Annotated in this window: 16 protein-coding genes; all 16 read left to right on the top strand. The window is 56.8% G+C overall.

Translation table 11 applies throughout. The annotated features are described in order from the left end of the window. Positions 1-195 precede the first annotated feature (195 nt). The 16 genes from ACQ858_RS18755 (at position 196) to ACQ858_RS18680 (ending at position 15,694) form a co-directional block, all read left to right on the top strand. Entirely contained in the window at positions 196-2,394 is a 2,199-nt protein-coding gene (locus ACQ858_RS18755) for a hypothetical protein (protein ID WP_431274095.1), read from the top strand. A 532-nt stretch (positions 2,395-2,926) separates the two neighbouring features. Further along, complete coding sequence (locus ACQ858_RS18750) at positions 2,927-3,832, top strand: glycosyltransferase (protein ID WP_431276898.1); 906 nt, start codon at positions 2,927-2,929, stop codon at positions 3,830-3,832. 91 nt (positions 3,833-3,923) lie between these two features. Beyond that, positions 3,924-4,289, top strand: a complete 366-nt coding sequence (locus ACQ858_RS18745; protein ID WP_431274094.1) for an FAD-dependent oxidoreductase — start codon at positions 3,924-3,926, stop codon at positions 4,287-4,289. A 38-nt stretch (positions 4,290-4,327) separates the two neighbouring features. Further along, the gene (locus ACQ858_RS18740; protein ID WP_431274093.1) at positions 4,328-5,029 is read left to right on the top strand and encodes an FAD-dependent oxidoreductase; all 702 of its coding nucleotides are present in this window, start codon (positions 4,328-4,330) and stop codon (positions 5,027-5,029) included. Positions 5,030-5,049: 20 nt separating this feature from the next. Then, on the top strand, positions 5,050-5,553 hold the full coding sequence (locus ACQ858_RS18735; RefSeq protein ID WP_431274092.1) for a hypothetical protein: 504 nt from the start codon (positions 5,050-5,052) through the stop codon (positions 5,551-5,553). Further along, a complete protein-coding gene (locus ACQ858_RS18730; RefSeq protein WP_431274091.1) occupies positions 5,550-5,837 on the top strand; it encodes a hypothetical protein in 288 nt (95 codons plus the stop codon). The genes ACQ858_RS18735 and ACQ858_RS18730 overlap by 4 nt, the downstream gene beginning before the upstream one ends. Further along, positions 5,834-6,199, top strand: coding sequence for a hypothetical protein (locus tag ACQ858_RS18725; RefSeq protein ID WP_431274090.1), 366 nt, complete (start codon positions 5,834-5,836; stop codon positions 6,197-6,199). The genes ACQ858_RS18730 and ACQ858_RS18725 overlap by 4 nt, the downstream gene beginning before the upstream one ends. Continuing rightward, entirely contained in the window at positions 6,124-6,681 is a 558-nt protein-coding gene (locus ACQ858_RS18720) for a sugar phosphate isomerase/epimerase family protein (RefSeq protein WP_431274089.1), read from the top strand. Before ACQ858_RS18725 ends, ACQ858_RS18720 begins: the two co-directional genes overlap by 76 nt. Then, a complete protein-coding gene (locus ACQ858_RS18715) occupies positions 6,678-7,034 on the top strand; it encodes a DMT family transporter (RefSeq protein ID WP_431274088.1) in 357 nt (118 codons plus the stop codon). The genes ACQ858_RS18720 and ACQ858_RS18715 overlap by 4 nt, the downstream gene beginning before the upstream one ends. Positions 7,035-7,036: 2 nt before the next feature. Continuing rightward, on the top strand, positions 7,037-7,837 hold the full coding sequence (locus ACQ858_RS18710) for a glycosyltransferase family 2 protein (protein ID WP_431274087.1): 801 nt from the start codon (positions 7,037-7,039) through the stop codon (positions 7,835-7,837). Next, positions 7,834-9,159, top strand: a complete 1,326-nt coding sequence (locus tag ACQ858_RS18705) for a hypothetical protein (RefSeq protein ID WP_431274086.1) — start codon at positions 7,834-7,836, stop codon at positions 9,157-9,159. Before ACQ858_RS18710 ends, ACQ858_RS18705 begins: the two co-directional genes overlap by 4 nt. A gap of 73 nt (positions 9,160-9,232) precedes the next feature. After that, positions 9,233-9,784: a dTDP-4-dehydrorhamnose 3,5-epimerase gene (gene rfbC / locus ACQ858_RS18700; protein ID WP_431274085.1), complete on the top strand. Its 552-nt coding sequence runs from the start codon at positions 9,233-9,235 to the stop codon at positions 9,782-9,784. Next, positions 9,781-10,779: a UDP-glucose 4-epimerase GalE gene (gene galE / locus ACQ858_RS18695; RefSeq protein ID WP_431274084.1), complete on the top strand. Its 999-nt coding sequence runs from the start codon at positions 9,781-9,783 to the stop codon at positions 10,777-10,779. The genes rfbC and galE overlap by 4 nt, the downstream gene beginning before the upstream one ends. A 128-nt stretch (positions 10,780-10,907) precedes the next feature. Then, on the top strand, positions 10,908-13,130 hold the full coding sequence (locus ACQ858_RS18690) for a glycosyltransferase family 2 protein (protein ID WP_431274083.1): 2,223 nt from the start codon (positions 10,908-10,910) through the stop codon (positions 13,128-13,130). Positions 13,131-13,457: 327 nt separating this feature from the next. Further along, on the top strand, positions 13,458-14,066 hold the full coding sequence (locus tag ACQ858_RS18685; RefSeq protein WP_431274082.1) for a hypothetical protein: 609 nt from the start codon (positions 13,458-13,460) through the stop codon (positions 14,064-14,066). Further along, entirely contained in the window at positions 14,063-15,694 is a 1,632-nt protein-coding gene (locus ACQ858_RS18680) for a glycosyltransferase (protein ID WP_431274081.1), read from the top strand. The genes ACQ858_RS18685 and ACQ858_RS18680 overlap by 4 nt, the downstream gene beginning before the upstream one ends. Positions 15,695-15,710 lie beyond the last annotated feature (16 nt).

The raw sequence follows: 15,710 nt of genomic DNA, 5'->3' as shown, positions 1-15,710 counted from the left end.
TCGCTATAAATGAGGTGGCGCAATCGGGACACTGGTGACTGCCGTTGATAACTTCAGCCGCGAGGAGCGTCGCAGTAGATGTGGCATACATGGCGGCAAGTACGTCGTGCATCTGCTAGCCCAAACTATGGGGTAGGCGCTGTCCGCTGACCATTAATACAATAAGTTGCACCCTTTGGGGCGACCTTTTCTGCTATGAATCGACTCTGGTCTCGTCTGCGACTCGCCGCGTTTCTCACGACCGTCATTGCAGCCTCTGCGTACTTCATGTTTTCAGTGAAGTACCACGCGCTCACCCTTCCCACTCAGCACTTGGACGGTGCGTTTCAGACGGCAAGCGGTCTGTTTCGGCTTTCCGCGGGACAACTGCCCGGCCGCGATTTCTTTCCCTATCTAGGAATAGGCCCCCTCTTTCTGCTTTACCCGATCTTCGTCATCGAAGGCGGGGACCTCGCGGCGAGTGTGATCGCGGCGCAGGTTTTAACCCTCATAACGACTGCGCTTTGCGTTTCAGTAGTCGCGTTTTTCTGGATTCCAAGAAATACCAGTCGACGAGGTGTGAAAGCAGTGGCCCTTGGGTTTGCAATTGTCGCTGCGATGCTGGCCATGCGGGATGTGCTGCCGTACTGGGCTGCTGATCAGCTCCAACCAGGCAATTCCCTGCGACCACTTAGGTCTGCTTGGCCTTATATGGCCTCGACCGCGTTCCATGTCGCCGCCACACGCAAATCGCGATCTGCGCCCTACATGATCTTGGGACTACTGGGCGGAATCACTACGATGTGGTCGAATGACTTTGCTGCACCGACGATTTTTGCCTGCCTAGTCGGAGCCGTGGGGATTGCTTATTCGCGCCAAGAGGGCTACCTTTTGTCTGCTGTGCTATTCGCTGGTGCCTTTCTCGTCGCTGCGAGCCTTTTCGTTGTCGCAACCGCTGGCGAGTTCGCGGCGATGCTTAGATACAACTTTATTGACGTCGCCACGGACCAATGGTGGTATTTCGGCCCGTGGGCCGAGGAAACCAGGATCTTTTCGCCTGTTGACGTCCACAGAGTTTTTGAACCCGTTACTTGGTTTGGCTTGCTTGTGTTGGCCGGGCTCGCTTGGCGCTGCTACCGGCGCCCATCCGTCGAATTGTTTGCGTTGCTGCTGTTAGGCTGCACGTTGTTTGTTGGCGGTGCATTGGCCACGATTGGCGGCCATCGTGGCGGCTACTTCGTGCCTTTCTTGTTCTGGTCGGTCGTGACCACGGTGTGCGCAGCCGCGACCCTCTTGTTGAAACTTGCTGGCGTGCGTATGTTCGTAGCCGTTGTTTGGGTGATGCCGGTGATGACGCTCGCCCTCGCATTCGGAGCGTTGCGAACATTCGACGGCGCCGCTCGATATCTTCCCTCCGATCCGCAGTGGTTCTACGTTTCCGAATTGGGTGGCTATCTCCGTGAGGAATGGAAGGTGTATGTGGATGCCGCGAGAGCGATGCCGCGCGGACGTGAAATCGAGGAGTACTGGGGCCTCTGGAGCGCAATACGCAGGCCCGCTTCACTCTTGCCCGTTGACTCAGTGATTCACGCTCTAGGGGCCACGCGAGAGCGCGCAATGGGTGTCATGAATTCTTTGCCCGACACGGTGATCACAACGCGGCCCTCCTTTTCAGAGTGGCAGAACTGGAGCTTCAGCGCGAATTATTGGCTGTACCAGCCTCTCTTGCAGCACTACAAGATTGACGCCACCAGTCCGCACACGATCATTTGGAAGCGTGCGGGCGACACGTCACCATGGTCGGATACGCCCTGTGTCGTCAGTGGTGACACCATCCAACTAGGGATGGTGCCAAGGGGGTTTTATGAGGTGACCCTTTCCTATTCGTTGCCGAATACTGGCCGGTGGCTCGCGGTGCTGAAGAACGGGATTGTTCAGGTTGAACGACATCGGGACGCGACTTACGTTGCGCTACCTAACACAGCGACGACGTTCATCACGCCAGTGTTTGCTTCCGGAGTGACGTCGGCGCGCTTTGAGGTGGCCCTACTGCCCTTACGTGCAAACCGGCGAGTCACCCTGAAAGCGTGTTCCGCAAAGGCCATGCCCCCCGATGCGCTTGCCACCTTTGTCTATCCCGACGCTGCGCTGCCGATCACCGATGATGCATGGCTTCGCGGCGTCAACAGAAGCGAACCGCAATTCGCGGTGGCGATGAGCCAGCCAAATATCGAAGCGTTCAAAGAGGGCCGCACGGTTGTGCTCGCGAACGGGGAGCGAAGAATCATCATTGGCACCACTGCCGATGTCTACAAGTTGCAGCTGTTTGTGAAGCTCGATGGAGCGGTGATGAATGCTGATCTCGTGGGCTACCCGCACCGAATCGCGTTCGCAGATGAGCAGGGGGCCTTCTAAGAGCCGCCGATCGATCGATGCTCTCTTGATGAGACCAAACCGGCAAGACTCACGCCGTCCAGGTGATGATGTCTCGTGGAGCATGGCTCGTCGTGCTCTCACGTTTCGGCTGCGCGGGCACCGGTCAACTGTCTTGCGCTTTCAGAACTTTGCCTGGTTGCGTCGGGTCGGCGGGCCTGGCTTGCGGTGCTGTGCTGGGTCAACGTCAACTTGGCGCGTGCGATGTTGACAGGTCGATGGAGAACGCTCGCCGAGGCGCCGATGACAAATCGTTGGTGCCTGGCCGACTATTCCGTCCCCTGCATGAGAAAATCCTCTGAGCTGCCGACTCGCCGAGCCGCAAGACCAATCAGACCACTGCCTGGCGACCGAAGGTTCCAGACGCAGAGTCGTCGTCTCTGGTCTGCACACTCTTCCAGTTCGACCAAGACCCTCTACTCACCGCGAAGAATGGACCGACCAAGCGGCACTCTAAATTTAGAAAGGTAAATCATTGGCTGTCCAGTTTCCAATTTTCCTGTCAATTGTCTTGGTGCTTCGAAATCGAGCTCCGGAGTTGAAGTCGATTTTGGCCGAAATCTCCAACGCAATTGGCCCCATGGTGAGCGACTATGAGTTGATCGTAGTCGACAACGCTTCCGACGACGGTAGCTCGGACGAGTTCTATCGACTGACGCTCAGCGACGGCCTGCCGAATCTGCAGGTCTACGCGCTCGCCAAGGAAGTGGATCTTGATACAGCCTCGTGGGTGGGTCTCGAAAACGCGCTCGGTGACTTCGTCGCAGTACTCGATCCTTTTGCCGACGACATCAACTTCCTGCCAACCATGCTCGATAGAGCCGTCAAAGGCTTGGATGTGGTCTTTGCCTCAAATTCCCAGCAGGGCAGACAGGGTATCGCTTATAGATTCTGCTCATTTCTCTTCAATTCGATTTATAAATCAATTAGCGGCGTAAATCTGGCCAAAGAAGCTCCTCAATACAGGGTCCTGAGTCGGCGCCTCGTTAATTTGATTCATCAGCATTCGATGCCCGCCGTAAGCTACCGCCACCTGCCTGCGACTTCGGGCTATGCGAAGGTAACTCTCGGCTACTCGAGCGAACCTCGAGATCGTGCCCAAAAATCCCTGAGTCATAGCGTTGATCGCGGAATGCGATTGATCGTTTCTACTACTCGGGTGCCGATGCGGTTGGTGACGAGCCTGTCGCTGTTTGGAGCAGTTGCGAATCTGGCGTACTCTGTTTACGTCATCTGCATCGCGTTGTTCAAAGAAACGGTGGCGCCTGGATGGGTGACGCTTTCATTGCAGCAGTCCGGGATGTTTTTCTTGATATCGCTGGTCTTGCTGGTGCTTGGCGAGTACATGCTCCATATGGCGAGCTTGACCGATGAAGGCCCCTGTACAGCATCGCGCGGGAGTTTACGAGTGCAACGATAACGCGTCGCAGTAAGCTGAATGTTGAGAGCGCGAATTCTCCATCGGTGAGCTTTATCTCTCCGACGAGCAACGCTGGTCGTTTTGATTTGCCGTGATATTTGATGCGATTGTCATAGGCGGTGGTTTCTACGGAGCAACCATCGCAATCTATCTAACGGAGCACCGAGGTCTGAAGCGGGTGGCGTTGATCGAGCGGGAGAGCGGTCTGATGCGGCGTGCGTCGCACAACAACCAGGCTCGGGTGCACAACGGCTATCACTACCCCCGCAGTTTCATCACGGCATTCAGGAGTCGTGTAAATCTACCCCGATTCGTGCGCGATTGGCCTGAGATCGTAAAAAAGATTTCACCAAGGTTTATGCCATTGCTGCGCAAAATTCCAAAGTCAATGCCAGGCAATTCGAGCGATTTTGCAGGGAGATCGGCGCAAAATTCGAGGTGGCACCCATTGCCATAAAGTCGCTTTTCGATTCAAAGTTGATCCAGGAGGCATACTTGGTTGAAGAATACGCGTTCGACGCGGTGAAACTTGCCGAGTGGACTTCCGAGAAACTAAAGGAATGCGGCGTCGAGATTTTTCTTGACAGCTGCGTCAAGAGCGCAACGCTCGGCCCTGCGGGATGGCAGGTCGAATGCGATGGTGAATTTGGTGGTCCGGCCATTTCGCGCTATGTCTTCAATTGCACCTATAGTGGATTGAAGCAGATAGACGGAACGAAAAATGCGATTGGGGTTGCGTTGAAGCACGAAATCACCGAGATGGCGCTCATGAAGATGCCGGTTGCACTGAAGGATCTCGGCATTACCATGATGGACGGCCCATTTTTTTCGACGATGCCCTTCCCGTCGAGGAATCTTCATACGCTTTCTCACGTGCGCTATACACCTCATGTGCATTGGTTGGATTCGCCGGGCATTAATCCTTATCATCGCCTTCGCGAGTACCCGAGGGAAACTCGGGTCGACAGAATGCTGAGGGACGTGAGGCGGTATATTCCCGCGATTTGCGATGCGGCCTATGTCGATTCACTTTTTGAGGTAAAAACCGTCCTGATCAAGAACGAAGGCGATGATGGCAGACCGATCTTTTTCGAACGATGTGGCTCTACGGCAGGCTACTACTCTGTTTTAGGCGGAAAGATCGACAACATCTATGATGTTCTCGCTCGGCTGGAGGCCGAGCAATTTGAGATTTGAACTTGGAGTTAGGAAATACGGTGAACAATGCACTCATTGGATTCAGCGGCTTTGTGGGTCAGTCGCTCCTGAGGCAAGCGAAATTCTCGGCGCTCTACCGTTCGACCAACATCGGTGAGATCGCGGGAAATGAATTCGATACCGTTGTTTGCGCCGCTGCACCGGCGCAAAAATGGATTGCCAATCGAGAGCCAGAGGCTGATCTCGGGAATATCGAGAAGCTCATCGAAAGGCTCGGATCTATCAAATGTCAAAAATTCATCTTGATCAGCACGGTGGATGTCTTTCGACGACCCGTGGGAGTTGATGAAGACAGCGTGATCGACGAATCGGATCTCGAGCCGTACGGCCGTCATCGGCGCCTGTTGGAGAAATTTGTTGAATCCGAGATGCGCGATCGCCTTATCGTGCGCCTTCCGGGCCTCGTGGGCCCCGGATTGAAAAAAATGTGGTATTCGATTTTCTCAACAACAACAATCTGCACGCGATCGAAAGCCGCGGAATTTTTCAGTTCTATCCGATGATTAATTTCTGGTTCGACGTTCAACTCGCAGTTCAGGCCAATCTCAAGCTTGTGCATCTGACGGCTGAGCCCGTTAGAGTCGATCAAGTTTCCGAGGAAGGGTTTGGGCGCGCCTTCCACCAGACGCTGACGGGACATCCGGCGGCCTACGATTTTCAGACCAAGCACGCGAAGGTGTTCGGTGGGGTTGGTCGATATCAATATTCCAAGCGAGAGAGCATTCAGGCCATACGCGCGTATGCGCAGTCCGAACCGGTCACATTGAAAGCGGGGAGCGCGGCGTGACGCTGAGACTCGCGATTTCCAACATTGCATGGGATGTGAGCGAAGACGCGGCGGTCGCGTCGTTGCTGCGACGCCAACGGATCGATGCAATCGATGTGGCTCCCGCCAAATACTTTCCTGAGCTGGCCAAAGCAACCGATGAGGACGTGCGCAAAGTCAGGCGTTGGTGGGCGAACGAAGGAATATCGATCACCGGGATGCAGGCATTGTTGTTCGGCACACAGGGGCTGAATGTATTCGGTGCTCCTGAGGTGCAAGCGGCCTTGTTGTCGCATCTTGCACATGTGTGCCGGATCGGTGCTGGTCTAGACGGTTCCCGATTGGTATTCGGCTCACCAAAAACCGGGACAGAAGCGGCCTGAGTGATGAGGAGACGTCGAATTTGGCGGCGGAGTTTTTCAGGAGCGCCGGTGATATTGCTGCCTCCTGCGGAGTGATCATCTGCCTTGAGCCCAATCCGCCACGATATGGTGCCAATTTCATGACGAACAGCGCCGAGACCGCGGCAATTGTTCGCCTTGTCAATCACCCAGCCATCCGTATGCAGTTCGACGCGGGTTCTTTGGCAATCAACGGCGAAGATGCGGAACAGGTGCTTGATCAATATTTCGAGCTAATTGGGCATATCCACCTGAGCGAGCCAGATCTCCTTCCGATTGGAGATGGAGAGACGGATCACTCGCGTGCTGCAAACGCCCTTCACCGGTATCTGCCAGATACTATCGCGACGATAGAGATGTTGGCTACGAAGGAAGAGCCTCATCTCGATTCGATCGAACGGGCCATTCGAGTTGCCGACGCTCAATATCGCCAGAATCCTGTCAAGTCGCCCCGAATCCAATGAAATGGCTGATATTGTTGCTCGGCATTGCATCCAATGCTTCTGCCAGCGTGCTCGTCAAGCTTGCGATGCTTCCGCCCCGCAAGTTCCCATCGCTCAGTGAGCCACTGCAAGCCCTGGCCAATTGGCCATTCTGGCTTGGACTTGGTCTGTATGGCATGGCTTTTGTCCTCTATGCGGCCGCGCTTGCCCGGCTGCCGCTCAATGTCGCACATCCGATCCTGACGGCCGGCGCAATTGCCGCGGTCGCTTCTGCTTCTGCCATTTTCTTTCGAGAACCTTTTTACTGGACAACTATCCTCGGTATTCTTCTTGTAATTTCTGGTGTGGCTCTGATCACTGCGCGCGTGACATAAAAATGATATCTGAAGAAACTCGTAAAAAATGGCAAGTGCCGGCGTATGACCGCTCATTTTGGTTGGGGCGTCGTCACAATGCGTGCGTCGTCATTCCTGTCATCAACGAAGGTGAAAGAATTCAAGCCTTAATGGGCCGAATGGCTGCGCAATCAATAAGTTCAATAGCTGATATCATTATTGTTGATGGTGGGAGCACAGATGGGTCCCTCGAGCATGCTGCCTTGCAGGCTAATGGGGTTAGGGGGCTATTGGTAAAAAGAGGCGCTGGCAAGCTGAGCGCTCAATTGCGTTGCGCCTACGCGTTTGCATTGATTGAGGGATACGAGGCCGTTATCACCATAGATGGAAATAACAAGGATGATCCTGCCGCAATCCCGGAATTTATCGATAAACTGAGCGCTGGATTCGATTTCGTGCAGGCATCTCGATTTCTCAGTGGAGGGGTCGCCAAAAACACACCGCTTGTTCGGGATCTTGCAATCCGGATGATTCACGCTCCTCTGCTGAGCATCTCGTCAGGATTCAAGTGGACCGATACGACCCAAGGATTTCGTGGATATTCGCGACGGATGCTGCTTGACCCAGCGATTGCTCCATTCAGGGATGTGTTTTTTGGGTATGAGCTGCTGGCCTATCTTTCGCATCGTGTTCCACGTTTGAAATACCGGTGCATTGAATTGCCTACTTCGAGAATTTATCCCGAAGGGGAGGTTCCGACGAAGATCAGCTCCGTTCGTGGAAATTTTGCAGTTCTCATGGTTTTGTTCAAGGCGTGCCTTGGTTTTTTTGATCCCAAATGAATATTGCAAAAAGGCAGATTTTTATTTTTGCTGCAACGGGTGTCGCATTTGCACTCCTTTTTGCGCAGCTGTATTCAAATTTTCTGCACGTTAGTCCGGCGATATTCTTCCCTTTTGATCGACTCTCGGAGTCGGAGGTCATTGGCGGCGTGATCAGATATTTGAATGAACCCGGATTGAAGTATCGGTTTTATCTCGGCCTGGTTGATAAATGGGACTCCCCTGAGCTATACAATCTGAGTCTGGAGTTATTGAAAAAAGGGCAGCTGAATACGGAGTTCGGCCCATATAGGAGCAGTCTGGGGGTGCAGGGGTTGATTTATGGGGTTGCCTATGCCCACGGAGTCAGCCTTGAATCATTGAAGATTGCTTGTGCGTTTCTGACGGCGCTTTGTGTGATGTTGGTATCCGCTGGATTGTGGAAAGGTGTGGCCCCCGGACTAGGCTTAAGTTTTTATATTTCAATTCTCCTGTCTCCGTGGATGGCGATCTTCGCATCGCATTTGTATTGGTCGCCGTTTTTGTGGTTTCTGCCCGCTGTCTTTGCTCTTGGGGCTTATTTTGCGAAGGAGCCTGGAGCCCGGGTGGTGATGCTTTCTCTTGTATTTGCTTCATTCTTTTTGAAGTGTCTTGCGGGATACGAGTACATTTCCTCGATCGCGGTGCTGACGGGGGCAATATTTTTCATTGATATCTTTTTGCCATCGCCGAGATATTCGATTAAGAAGAACGTCGGATTTCTTATCTTGATTTTTGTGCTCTGTGTTTCGGCATTCTTGCTTGCATTTTTTATCCACGCCGGATTGAGGGGTGATTCTCTGGTTGCAGGAATTAAGGACATCATAGAGGCTGATGTCAAGAGGCGTACATACAGCGACAATCCCAACGAATATCCGGAGGTATTTCGGGAATCCCTCAGGGCCGGCCCTTTCGGTGTATTGGGTACATACATCTTGACTTGGGATAGGCCAGTCATCTATGGCGTCAACGGGGGGCTGTTTGTGATCGGACTGCTGGGCGCAGTAGCAGCGATCGTATTCAAGGCTCTAAGAAAAGACCCGACGGCCAAGCGGGACGCTGCCATCTTGGCTGTGTTTTTTGCCGCCCCTGTCAGCTGGTTTGTCTTGGCAAAAGGCCATTCATTCATTCACACTCACCTGAATTACGTTCTGTGGTACCTGGGATGTGTGGCTGCCGTGATTTTTGTCAATTTCAGCGGCTGGATTCCGCCGTGGCGAGCGGGTAATCGGAAGAAATCGGGAAGAGGCGAAGCGATCGCCCCCGACCGGGCCTTGACGAGTGCGGGCGGTAGGGTGGAATGACGCGCATGTAAGAATGACGGAGTCGACCGATGGGCTGAGGGACGACCGGTGTTCTTTCCTGAGACAAACAAGTATGAAGATCTCCCCTACTTCGATTTCAGACGTCGTCCTGCTGGAGCCGAAGGTGTTTGGTGACTCCCGAGGATTCTTCTTCGAGAGCTACAACGAGGACGCCTTCAGGCAGGCCGTTGGCCAAGAGGTGCGCTTTGTGCAGGACAATCATTCGCGCTCCGCTCGTGGTGTCCTGCGTGGTCTGCACTATCAGGTCAAGCAGCCCCAGGGGAAGCTAGTTCGCGTCGTGCGGGGCACGGTGTTCGACGTAGCGGTGGACATTCGTCCGGCCTCACCGACATTCGGCAAATGGGTGGGCGTGGAACTCAGTGAGGACAACCACCGCCAACTCTGGGTGCCCCCAGGCTTGGCGCACGGCTTTCTCGTGCTGAGCGAGTCCGCTGACTTCCTCTACAAGACGACGGACTATTACGCGCCGCAGTATGAGCGGAGTATTGCCTGGAACGACCCCGCGATCGGTATTCGCTGGCCGTTGAACGGCGAGCCGACTCTTTCCGCGAAGGACGCCGCGGCGCCGACCATGGCGGACGGCCTTCGCCGCGACGCCGAATGATTCTGGTCACCGGCGGTGCCGGATACATCGGCTCCCACACCTGCGTCGAACTTGCGCGCGCGGGGCGCCAGTTCGCCGTTCTCGACAACCTCTGCAACAGTTCGCGTTCCGCCGTGGACGGAATCGCGCAGTTGACGGGCGCTGCGGTGCCTTTCTACGAGGGCGACATCCGGGATGAGATGCTGCTCGAACGCATCTTCGAGTCGCACTCAATCTCCGCAGTCATTCATTTCGCCGGCCTCAAGTCCGTTGCCGAATCGGTCCGTCAGCCCATCGAGTACTTTGACAACAACGTCACCGGCTCGATCAAGCTGCTGAAGGCGATGCGTCGCGTCGGCTGCAAGACGATGGTGTTTTCATCCTCCGCGACCGTGTATGGCAACGCGACAAGCATGCCGATCACCGAGGAGACGCCGCGTGCTGCGGTCAATCCATACGGCCAGAGCAAGCAGGTGGTGGAAGATCTCCTCCGCGACCTCTACGCCTCCGACCCGAGCTGGCGCATTGCGCGGCTGCGCTACTTCAATCCGGTTGGCGCGCACGAGAGCGCGCTGATCGGCGAGCGTCCGCAGGGCACACCAAACAATCTCATGCCGATCGTGGCGCAGGTCGCTGGCGGCGAACGGCCCGCCGTCACGGTTTTTGGCAGCGACTACCCCACGCCGGATGGCACCGGCGTGCGCGACTACATTCATGTGATGGATCTGGCGGAAGGGCATGTGGCCGCGCTGGATTTTCTTGAGCGCTCACCGCAAGACCTCGTCTTGAACCTGGGGACGGGTCGTGGGACCTCCGTTCTCGAAATGATCGCAGCGTTCGAAAGAGTCAGCTCCCGAAAGATACCTGTCGAGATGGCTGACCGACGCCCGGGCGATGTGCCGGTCTGCTATGCGGACGTCAGTCGCGCGGAGCAGCTCATCGGCTGGAAAGCCAGACGGAATGTCGAGGACATGTGTCGCGATTCATGGCGTTGGCAGGTCTCGAGCGCCGAATGAAGACGAGTCTCTGCACCTCCTGGCAGTTCCTGGGCCTCCGCCGGGACTGACTTTTGAGCGCCACTTCTCCAAGCCCGGGCGTAGCAGGCCCGGATCAATTTGCCTTGCATCCATCGAATCGAGTCCCCTTGGGTTCCCTTGTCTTCATCGCCCCCGAGCCCCATCCCGATGTGGATGCCGGGCGGTCGATCCATCATTTGCTGCGCGCGGTGCCTGCCGCCGATTTCGGCCGCTTGATCGCCTGCCTGGTTGACTGGCTGCCCTCCGACACCGCGGCGCTCTCGGCAGCTTTTCCAGGTCTTCGGGTCATTTCGATCGATACGCTCGATGAGCAAGACCGGTTTGTGCAGCATCCGCCAGCGAGGGCCTATTCGACGTCAGTCGAGCAGTGGCGGTCCGCGGTCATCTTCCGTTCGCTTGCGGCATTGAACGAAACGACCGCCATCGAATACGTCGAGTTTCCGGACCGAGGCGGACTGGCCTTTTGCACGCTGCAGGAGCGCAATCTGCGCAACTTCCTTGGCGAAGCGACGATTGCGGTGCGGCTTTGCAGTTCTTGGACACAGTTGCTTGATGCGGAGGCTCAGGTTGTCGATGGCAGGCGGCTGAATCTGAGTGACCTCGAGAGAAAGTGTCTGCGCGATTGCGACCGTGTCATAGCCGCTGTTCCGTCTGTTGCGGAGGCAACGCGTGTCGCATTCGCGTTTCCTGCGGAGGAATGGAATGCGCGCGTGGTGATGCATGCCATTCCCCCGAACTCGCGGCCTTCGGATTCCGTCATCGTGTCGGCTTCCAGCGATCAATCGCTGGTCTTTCCCGCCAAGCTGCAAAGATCGCAGCGACCCGATCTCTTCGTTCGCGCAGCGGCGGAGTTCCTGAATATCGCGCCGGCCTTCACCGGGTCCGTGCTTCTCGGGATGCCGGCCCTTGATGAGGACTACGCGGTCGACGTCGAAAGACTCATCCCAGCCGCACATGCGAGCCGGTTTTCTCGCATGCCGGAGCAACAGGGGCCTGCGCGGGACGCGGTTCTTCGAGGTGCCACTGTCGTGATCGCGTCGTCCTGGGACGATTTTTGCCCGACCGCCTACGAGGCATCATCTCTCGGCGCGAGACTGATCCTGAACGAAACGAACCCCGCCTTCGGAGTCGAAACCCCTTGGCGAGATGGCGTCAACTGCCTCAAGTTCGACGGCAGTGTGCGTGGCTCGGCCGACGCGCTCAAGCGGAACTTCGAGCGCAATGAAAGCCTTCAGCCGGTCCAGTTTCCTGTGACGCCGTGGCCGTGGACATTGCCAGGGGCCTCCCGCCCGCCATGGCGCACGCCAACGGATCTACCCCTGGTCTCGGTGGTCGTGGCGCACTTCAACCTCGGCGCTTATCTCGCCGAGACGCTTGCCAGCGTGCGCGCGCAGAGTTACGGTGCGATCGAGATCGTGGTGGTTGACGATGCCTCGTCCGATCCACAGAGCGTGCTTGCCATCGATGGGCTCGAAAGTGCGTCAGGGCACAACCTGCGCATCGTCCGATTGCCCGGCAACGTCGGTCTTGCCGCCGCGCGAAATATCGGTGTGCGCCATGCGAGAGGGCGCTACGTCCTGACGCTCGATGCCGATGATCTGATCCATCCCGAGTTCATCGCCCTGGGCGTTGAAGCTTTGGAAAACAGGGCGGAGTTCGATGTGCTCGTCACGCCCGCCGGCTATTTTCTCGACGGTGACCCGCTTCCCGATTCGCGCGCGCCCGTCGATTTCATCGACTACGCGATGTTCACCGGCGAGGCAGTCCTGGGCGGTCTCCTTGAGAACAGGTTTTCCACCGCGACCGCACTGTTCAGGAAGTCGATCCTGGAGCGCTTTCCGTATCTGGAGAGCTTGAGTTGCTACGAGGACTGGTCGCTGTACATGCGGATGTGCGACGCGGGTGTCCGCTTCATCGTGAGCAATGACGTGCTCTTCTACTACCGCAGAAGACGCAACTCCATGGTGCATTCGCAAAGGCATCCGGAGCGAAAGCGGATCGAGTACAGCGACCTGATGCGTACCAGCGCCCCCGCCGCTTTTGCGCGACAGTCGCGGCATCTGGTCATCGGTATCGCATCGCCGGTCGCTGTCATCCCGAGCCTCGAACCCACCGTTCCGGCGATGGAGCCCGAAAGTGAGGAGGCAGTCGACAAGACGTCGACGATCAAGGGCGCGTTCGGAGCAGAAGGCAAATACGACGCGCAGGTCGCGTTTGCAGCGCTGAAACTCTCACGCTGGGCCGAGCGAAAGGTCCCGTGGCTTGTCGGTGCGTCCCTGTGGCTTTCGAGCCGAGCCTGGCGGGCTTATCGCGCGATACGACATCGATAATGATGATCGCAAGATCGGCTGAAATAACATGCAATCATCACAGCGGCTCGGGGCGTTCAACCCCGCCGGGAGGATCGTGAAATGAGCGTTCGTGGAAGGCTCTTCCTGACGTACTGGCGTGAAAACGGCACGTTGGCGGCGACCCGTCTGGTTGGGCGAAAGGCCCGCAATGCCTTGAGAGGGCACCGAGTCTTCAACGAGCTCCCGCCCGGAAGTCCCGGTGGCCGACCGGCAACCGTGGGCGAGCTTGCGTCCTGGAGCTTTCCGGCGGTGCGCCCTTTGCCGACCTTTGCAGTCCCCGCGTCGACGCGCCCAAGGATCAGCATCGTGACGGACAGCATCGGCAGCAGCAGTCTGTTTGGAGGGGTGGGCACCGCACTGCTGCTTGCGGCGCATCTGGCCAACCGCATGGGGGCCGTGCTCCGCATCGTCACACGCACGGAGCCGCCTTCGCCGCAGAACGTGTCGCTCGTTCTCGATGCCTATGGCGTCCGGCTCGATCACGAGACGCAGTTCGCTTTCACGCCTCCACATGCGGACCCCGCCTCGGGGCTGGACGTCGTGCCCGGCGAACTCTTCGTTACCACTTCATGGTGGAGCACAGCCGCCACGCTGCCCAGCGTGCCTCACGACTCGATCATCTATCTGCTTCAAGAAGATGAACGCATGTTCTATCCCTTCGGGGAAGAGCGCCTGCGCTGCGATGAGGTTTTGAACAACCGATCGATTCGCTTTGTCCTGAATACCCGGATGCTGTTCGAACATATGGTCGCCAGTGGGCTGGGGCACTTCAAGACACAGGCGCAATGGTTCGAACCGGCATTTCCGGCGACCCTGTTTCATGAGCGCAAGCGCGAGCCCGGCGGCAAGCGCCGCCTTTTTTCTATGCGCGACCCAAGAATCCGCGCAATCTTTTCGGGCCAGGGCTCGCTGTGATCGAGCGCGCAATCGACGAGGGCGTCCTCGACCTGGATCGTTGGGATATCTTTCTCGTCGGCAATGGCATCCCCAATCTGAGCTTCGGAGATGGATACGTTCCCAAGCGCTGCGAAGGGCTGGACTGGAAGGCATACGCGGAGCTCGTGGGGACAATCGATCTGGCGCTCAGCCTGATGTACACACCGCACCCAAGCTATCCGCCTTTCGATCTGGCAGCGAGCGGCGCGGTTGTCGTCACCAACAGGTTCGGAATCAAGCAGGACCTCTCGGCCTACTCGCAAAACATCATTTGTTCCGATCTCGATTCCGATTCGTTGCTCGAGTCGATGAAGGCTGGGATCGCGCTTGCCGAGGATGAGGAGACCCGACGTCGAAACTGCCAGTGCCAATGGCCTGGGCAAGAACTGGACCGAGGCGTTCGAGCGAGTTCTCCATTCCCTGACGTCCGGTCACTGATGTTCTCGCTGCGAACTCCCCCGGTTCCTTATGCGGACCCCTGGCTGCAGCCGCTCTCGGCGCGCCTTTCGATGATGTGCCGGCGCTCGACCAGGGTTGCTTACTTCTACGAAGAGCCCAACAACAGCACTTTTCGCTATCGGGCCTACAACATGGCCCAAGTTCTCAATGAGCCGGGCGATGGCAAGGTCTCCGCGAGCTACTTCTTTCTCTCGGACGCCGATCGATTCGATGAGATTGCCGATGCGGCGGATATGCTGGTCATCTGCCGCTCTCGCTACTGTCATCAAGTCAGTGGTCTGGTCGCCAAGTTTCGGGCCCGTCGCAAGCGGGTGCTGTTCGATATCGACGACCTCGTGTTCAACACCGACTACGCCCATCTTGTTGTCGCAACGCTCGGTCTGGACGTCAGGCAGAAAGGTCTCTGGGACGATTGGTTCGCGATGATCTCGCGGATGGGGCAGACGCTGAAGCTCTGCGATGGCGCCATCACGACAAACGACTTTCTCGCGCAAAAGCTCGCGGACTATTCAGGTCTGCCGGTCTCGGTTGTTCCCAATTTCATGAACCGAGAGCAACTTGCAGTCGCCGCGGCGGTGTTCGCAGAAAAGGAGAGGGCGCGCTTCCAGGGCAACGGGAAGACGACCCTCGGCTATTTCAGTGGCTCGCCTTCACATCGGCTCGACTACGCGATCGTGGAGCCAGCGCTGGCGGAGGTCATGGCGCTCCGGCCTGATGTCGAGGTCATGGTGGTCGGCTACATCGACCATGGGCCCGCAATGCGCGGATTCTCCGATCGCATCAGCAGGCAGCCTTTTCATGACTACGTCAATCTGCAGCGGCTTCTGGGAAGTGTCGAATTCAACCTGATGCCATTGCAGTCCAATGCGTTCACCGATTGCAAGTCCGAACTGAAGTACTTCGAGGCCGCAAGCGTCGGAACTCTGAGCATCGCCTCACCCAGCTATACGTATCGGCGCGCGATTCGCGACGGTGAGAACGGCTACCTGTCGAAGGCGCACGAATGGGCTCAAGTCATTGTCCGTGCCTTGGACAATCTGAATGTGTACGAAGACATGGCAAGGGCGGCGCGGGAGGATGCGCTGTTCAATTTTGGTTGGCAGAACCAGACCCGGCGCATTCTGGAAGCCCTTGGGCTTCCAAGCTAGAGCGAGCAATCACCCG

This window comes from Variovorax ureilyticus (genome assembly GCF_050632185.1).
Lineage (GTDB): Bacteria > Pseudomonadota > Gammaproteobacteria > Burkholderiales > Burkholderiaceae_C > Variovorax > Variovorax ureilyticus_A.
This window is presented reverse-complemented; position numbering and strand designations above follow the sequence as displayed.

What these genes read in the sequence shown, in the direction of transcription:
- ACQ858_RS18730 (WP_431274091.1), top strand. Translation starts at nt 5,550, where the DNA reads ATGATTAATTTCTGGTTCGACGTTCAACTCGCAGTTCAGGCCAATCTC.
- ACQ858_RS18715 (WP_431274088.1), top strand. Translation starts at nt 6,678, where the DNA reads ATGAAATGGCTGATATTGTTGCTCGGCATTGCATCCAATGCTTCTGCC.
- ACQ858_RS18755 (WP_431274095.1), top strand. Translation starts at nt 196, where the DNA reads ATGAATCGACTCTGGTCTCGTCTGCGACTCGCCGCGTTTCTCACGACC.
- ACQ858_RS18710 (WP_431274087.1), top strand. Translation starts at nt 7,037, where the DNA reads ATGATATCTGAAGAAACTCGTAAAAAATGGCAAGTGCCGGCGTATGAC.
- ACQ858_RS18705 (WP_431274086.1), top strand. Translation starts at nt 7,834, where the DNA reads ATGAATATTGCAAAAAGGCAGATTTTTATTTTTGCTGCAACGGGTGTC.
- galE (WP_431274084.1), top strand. Translation starts at nt 9,781, where the DNA reads ATGATTCTGGTCACCGGCGGTGCCGGATACATCGGCTCCCACACCTGC.
- rfbC (WP_431274085.1), top strand. Translation starts at nt 9,233, where the DNA reads ATGAAGATCTCCCCTACTTCGATTTCAGACGTCGTCCTGCTGGAGCCG.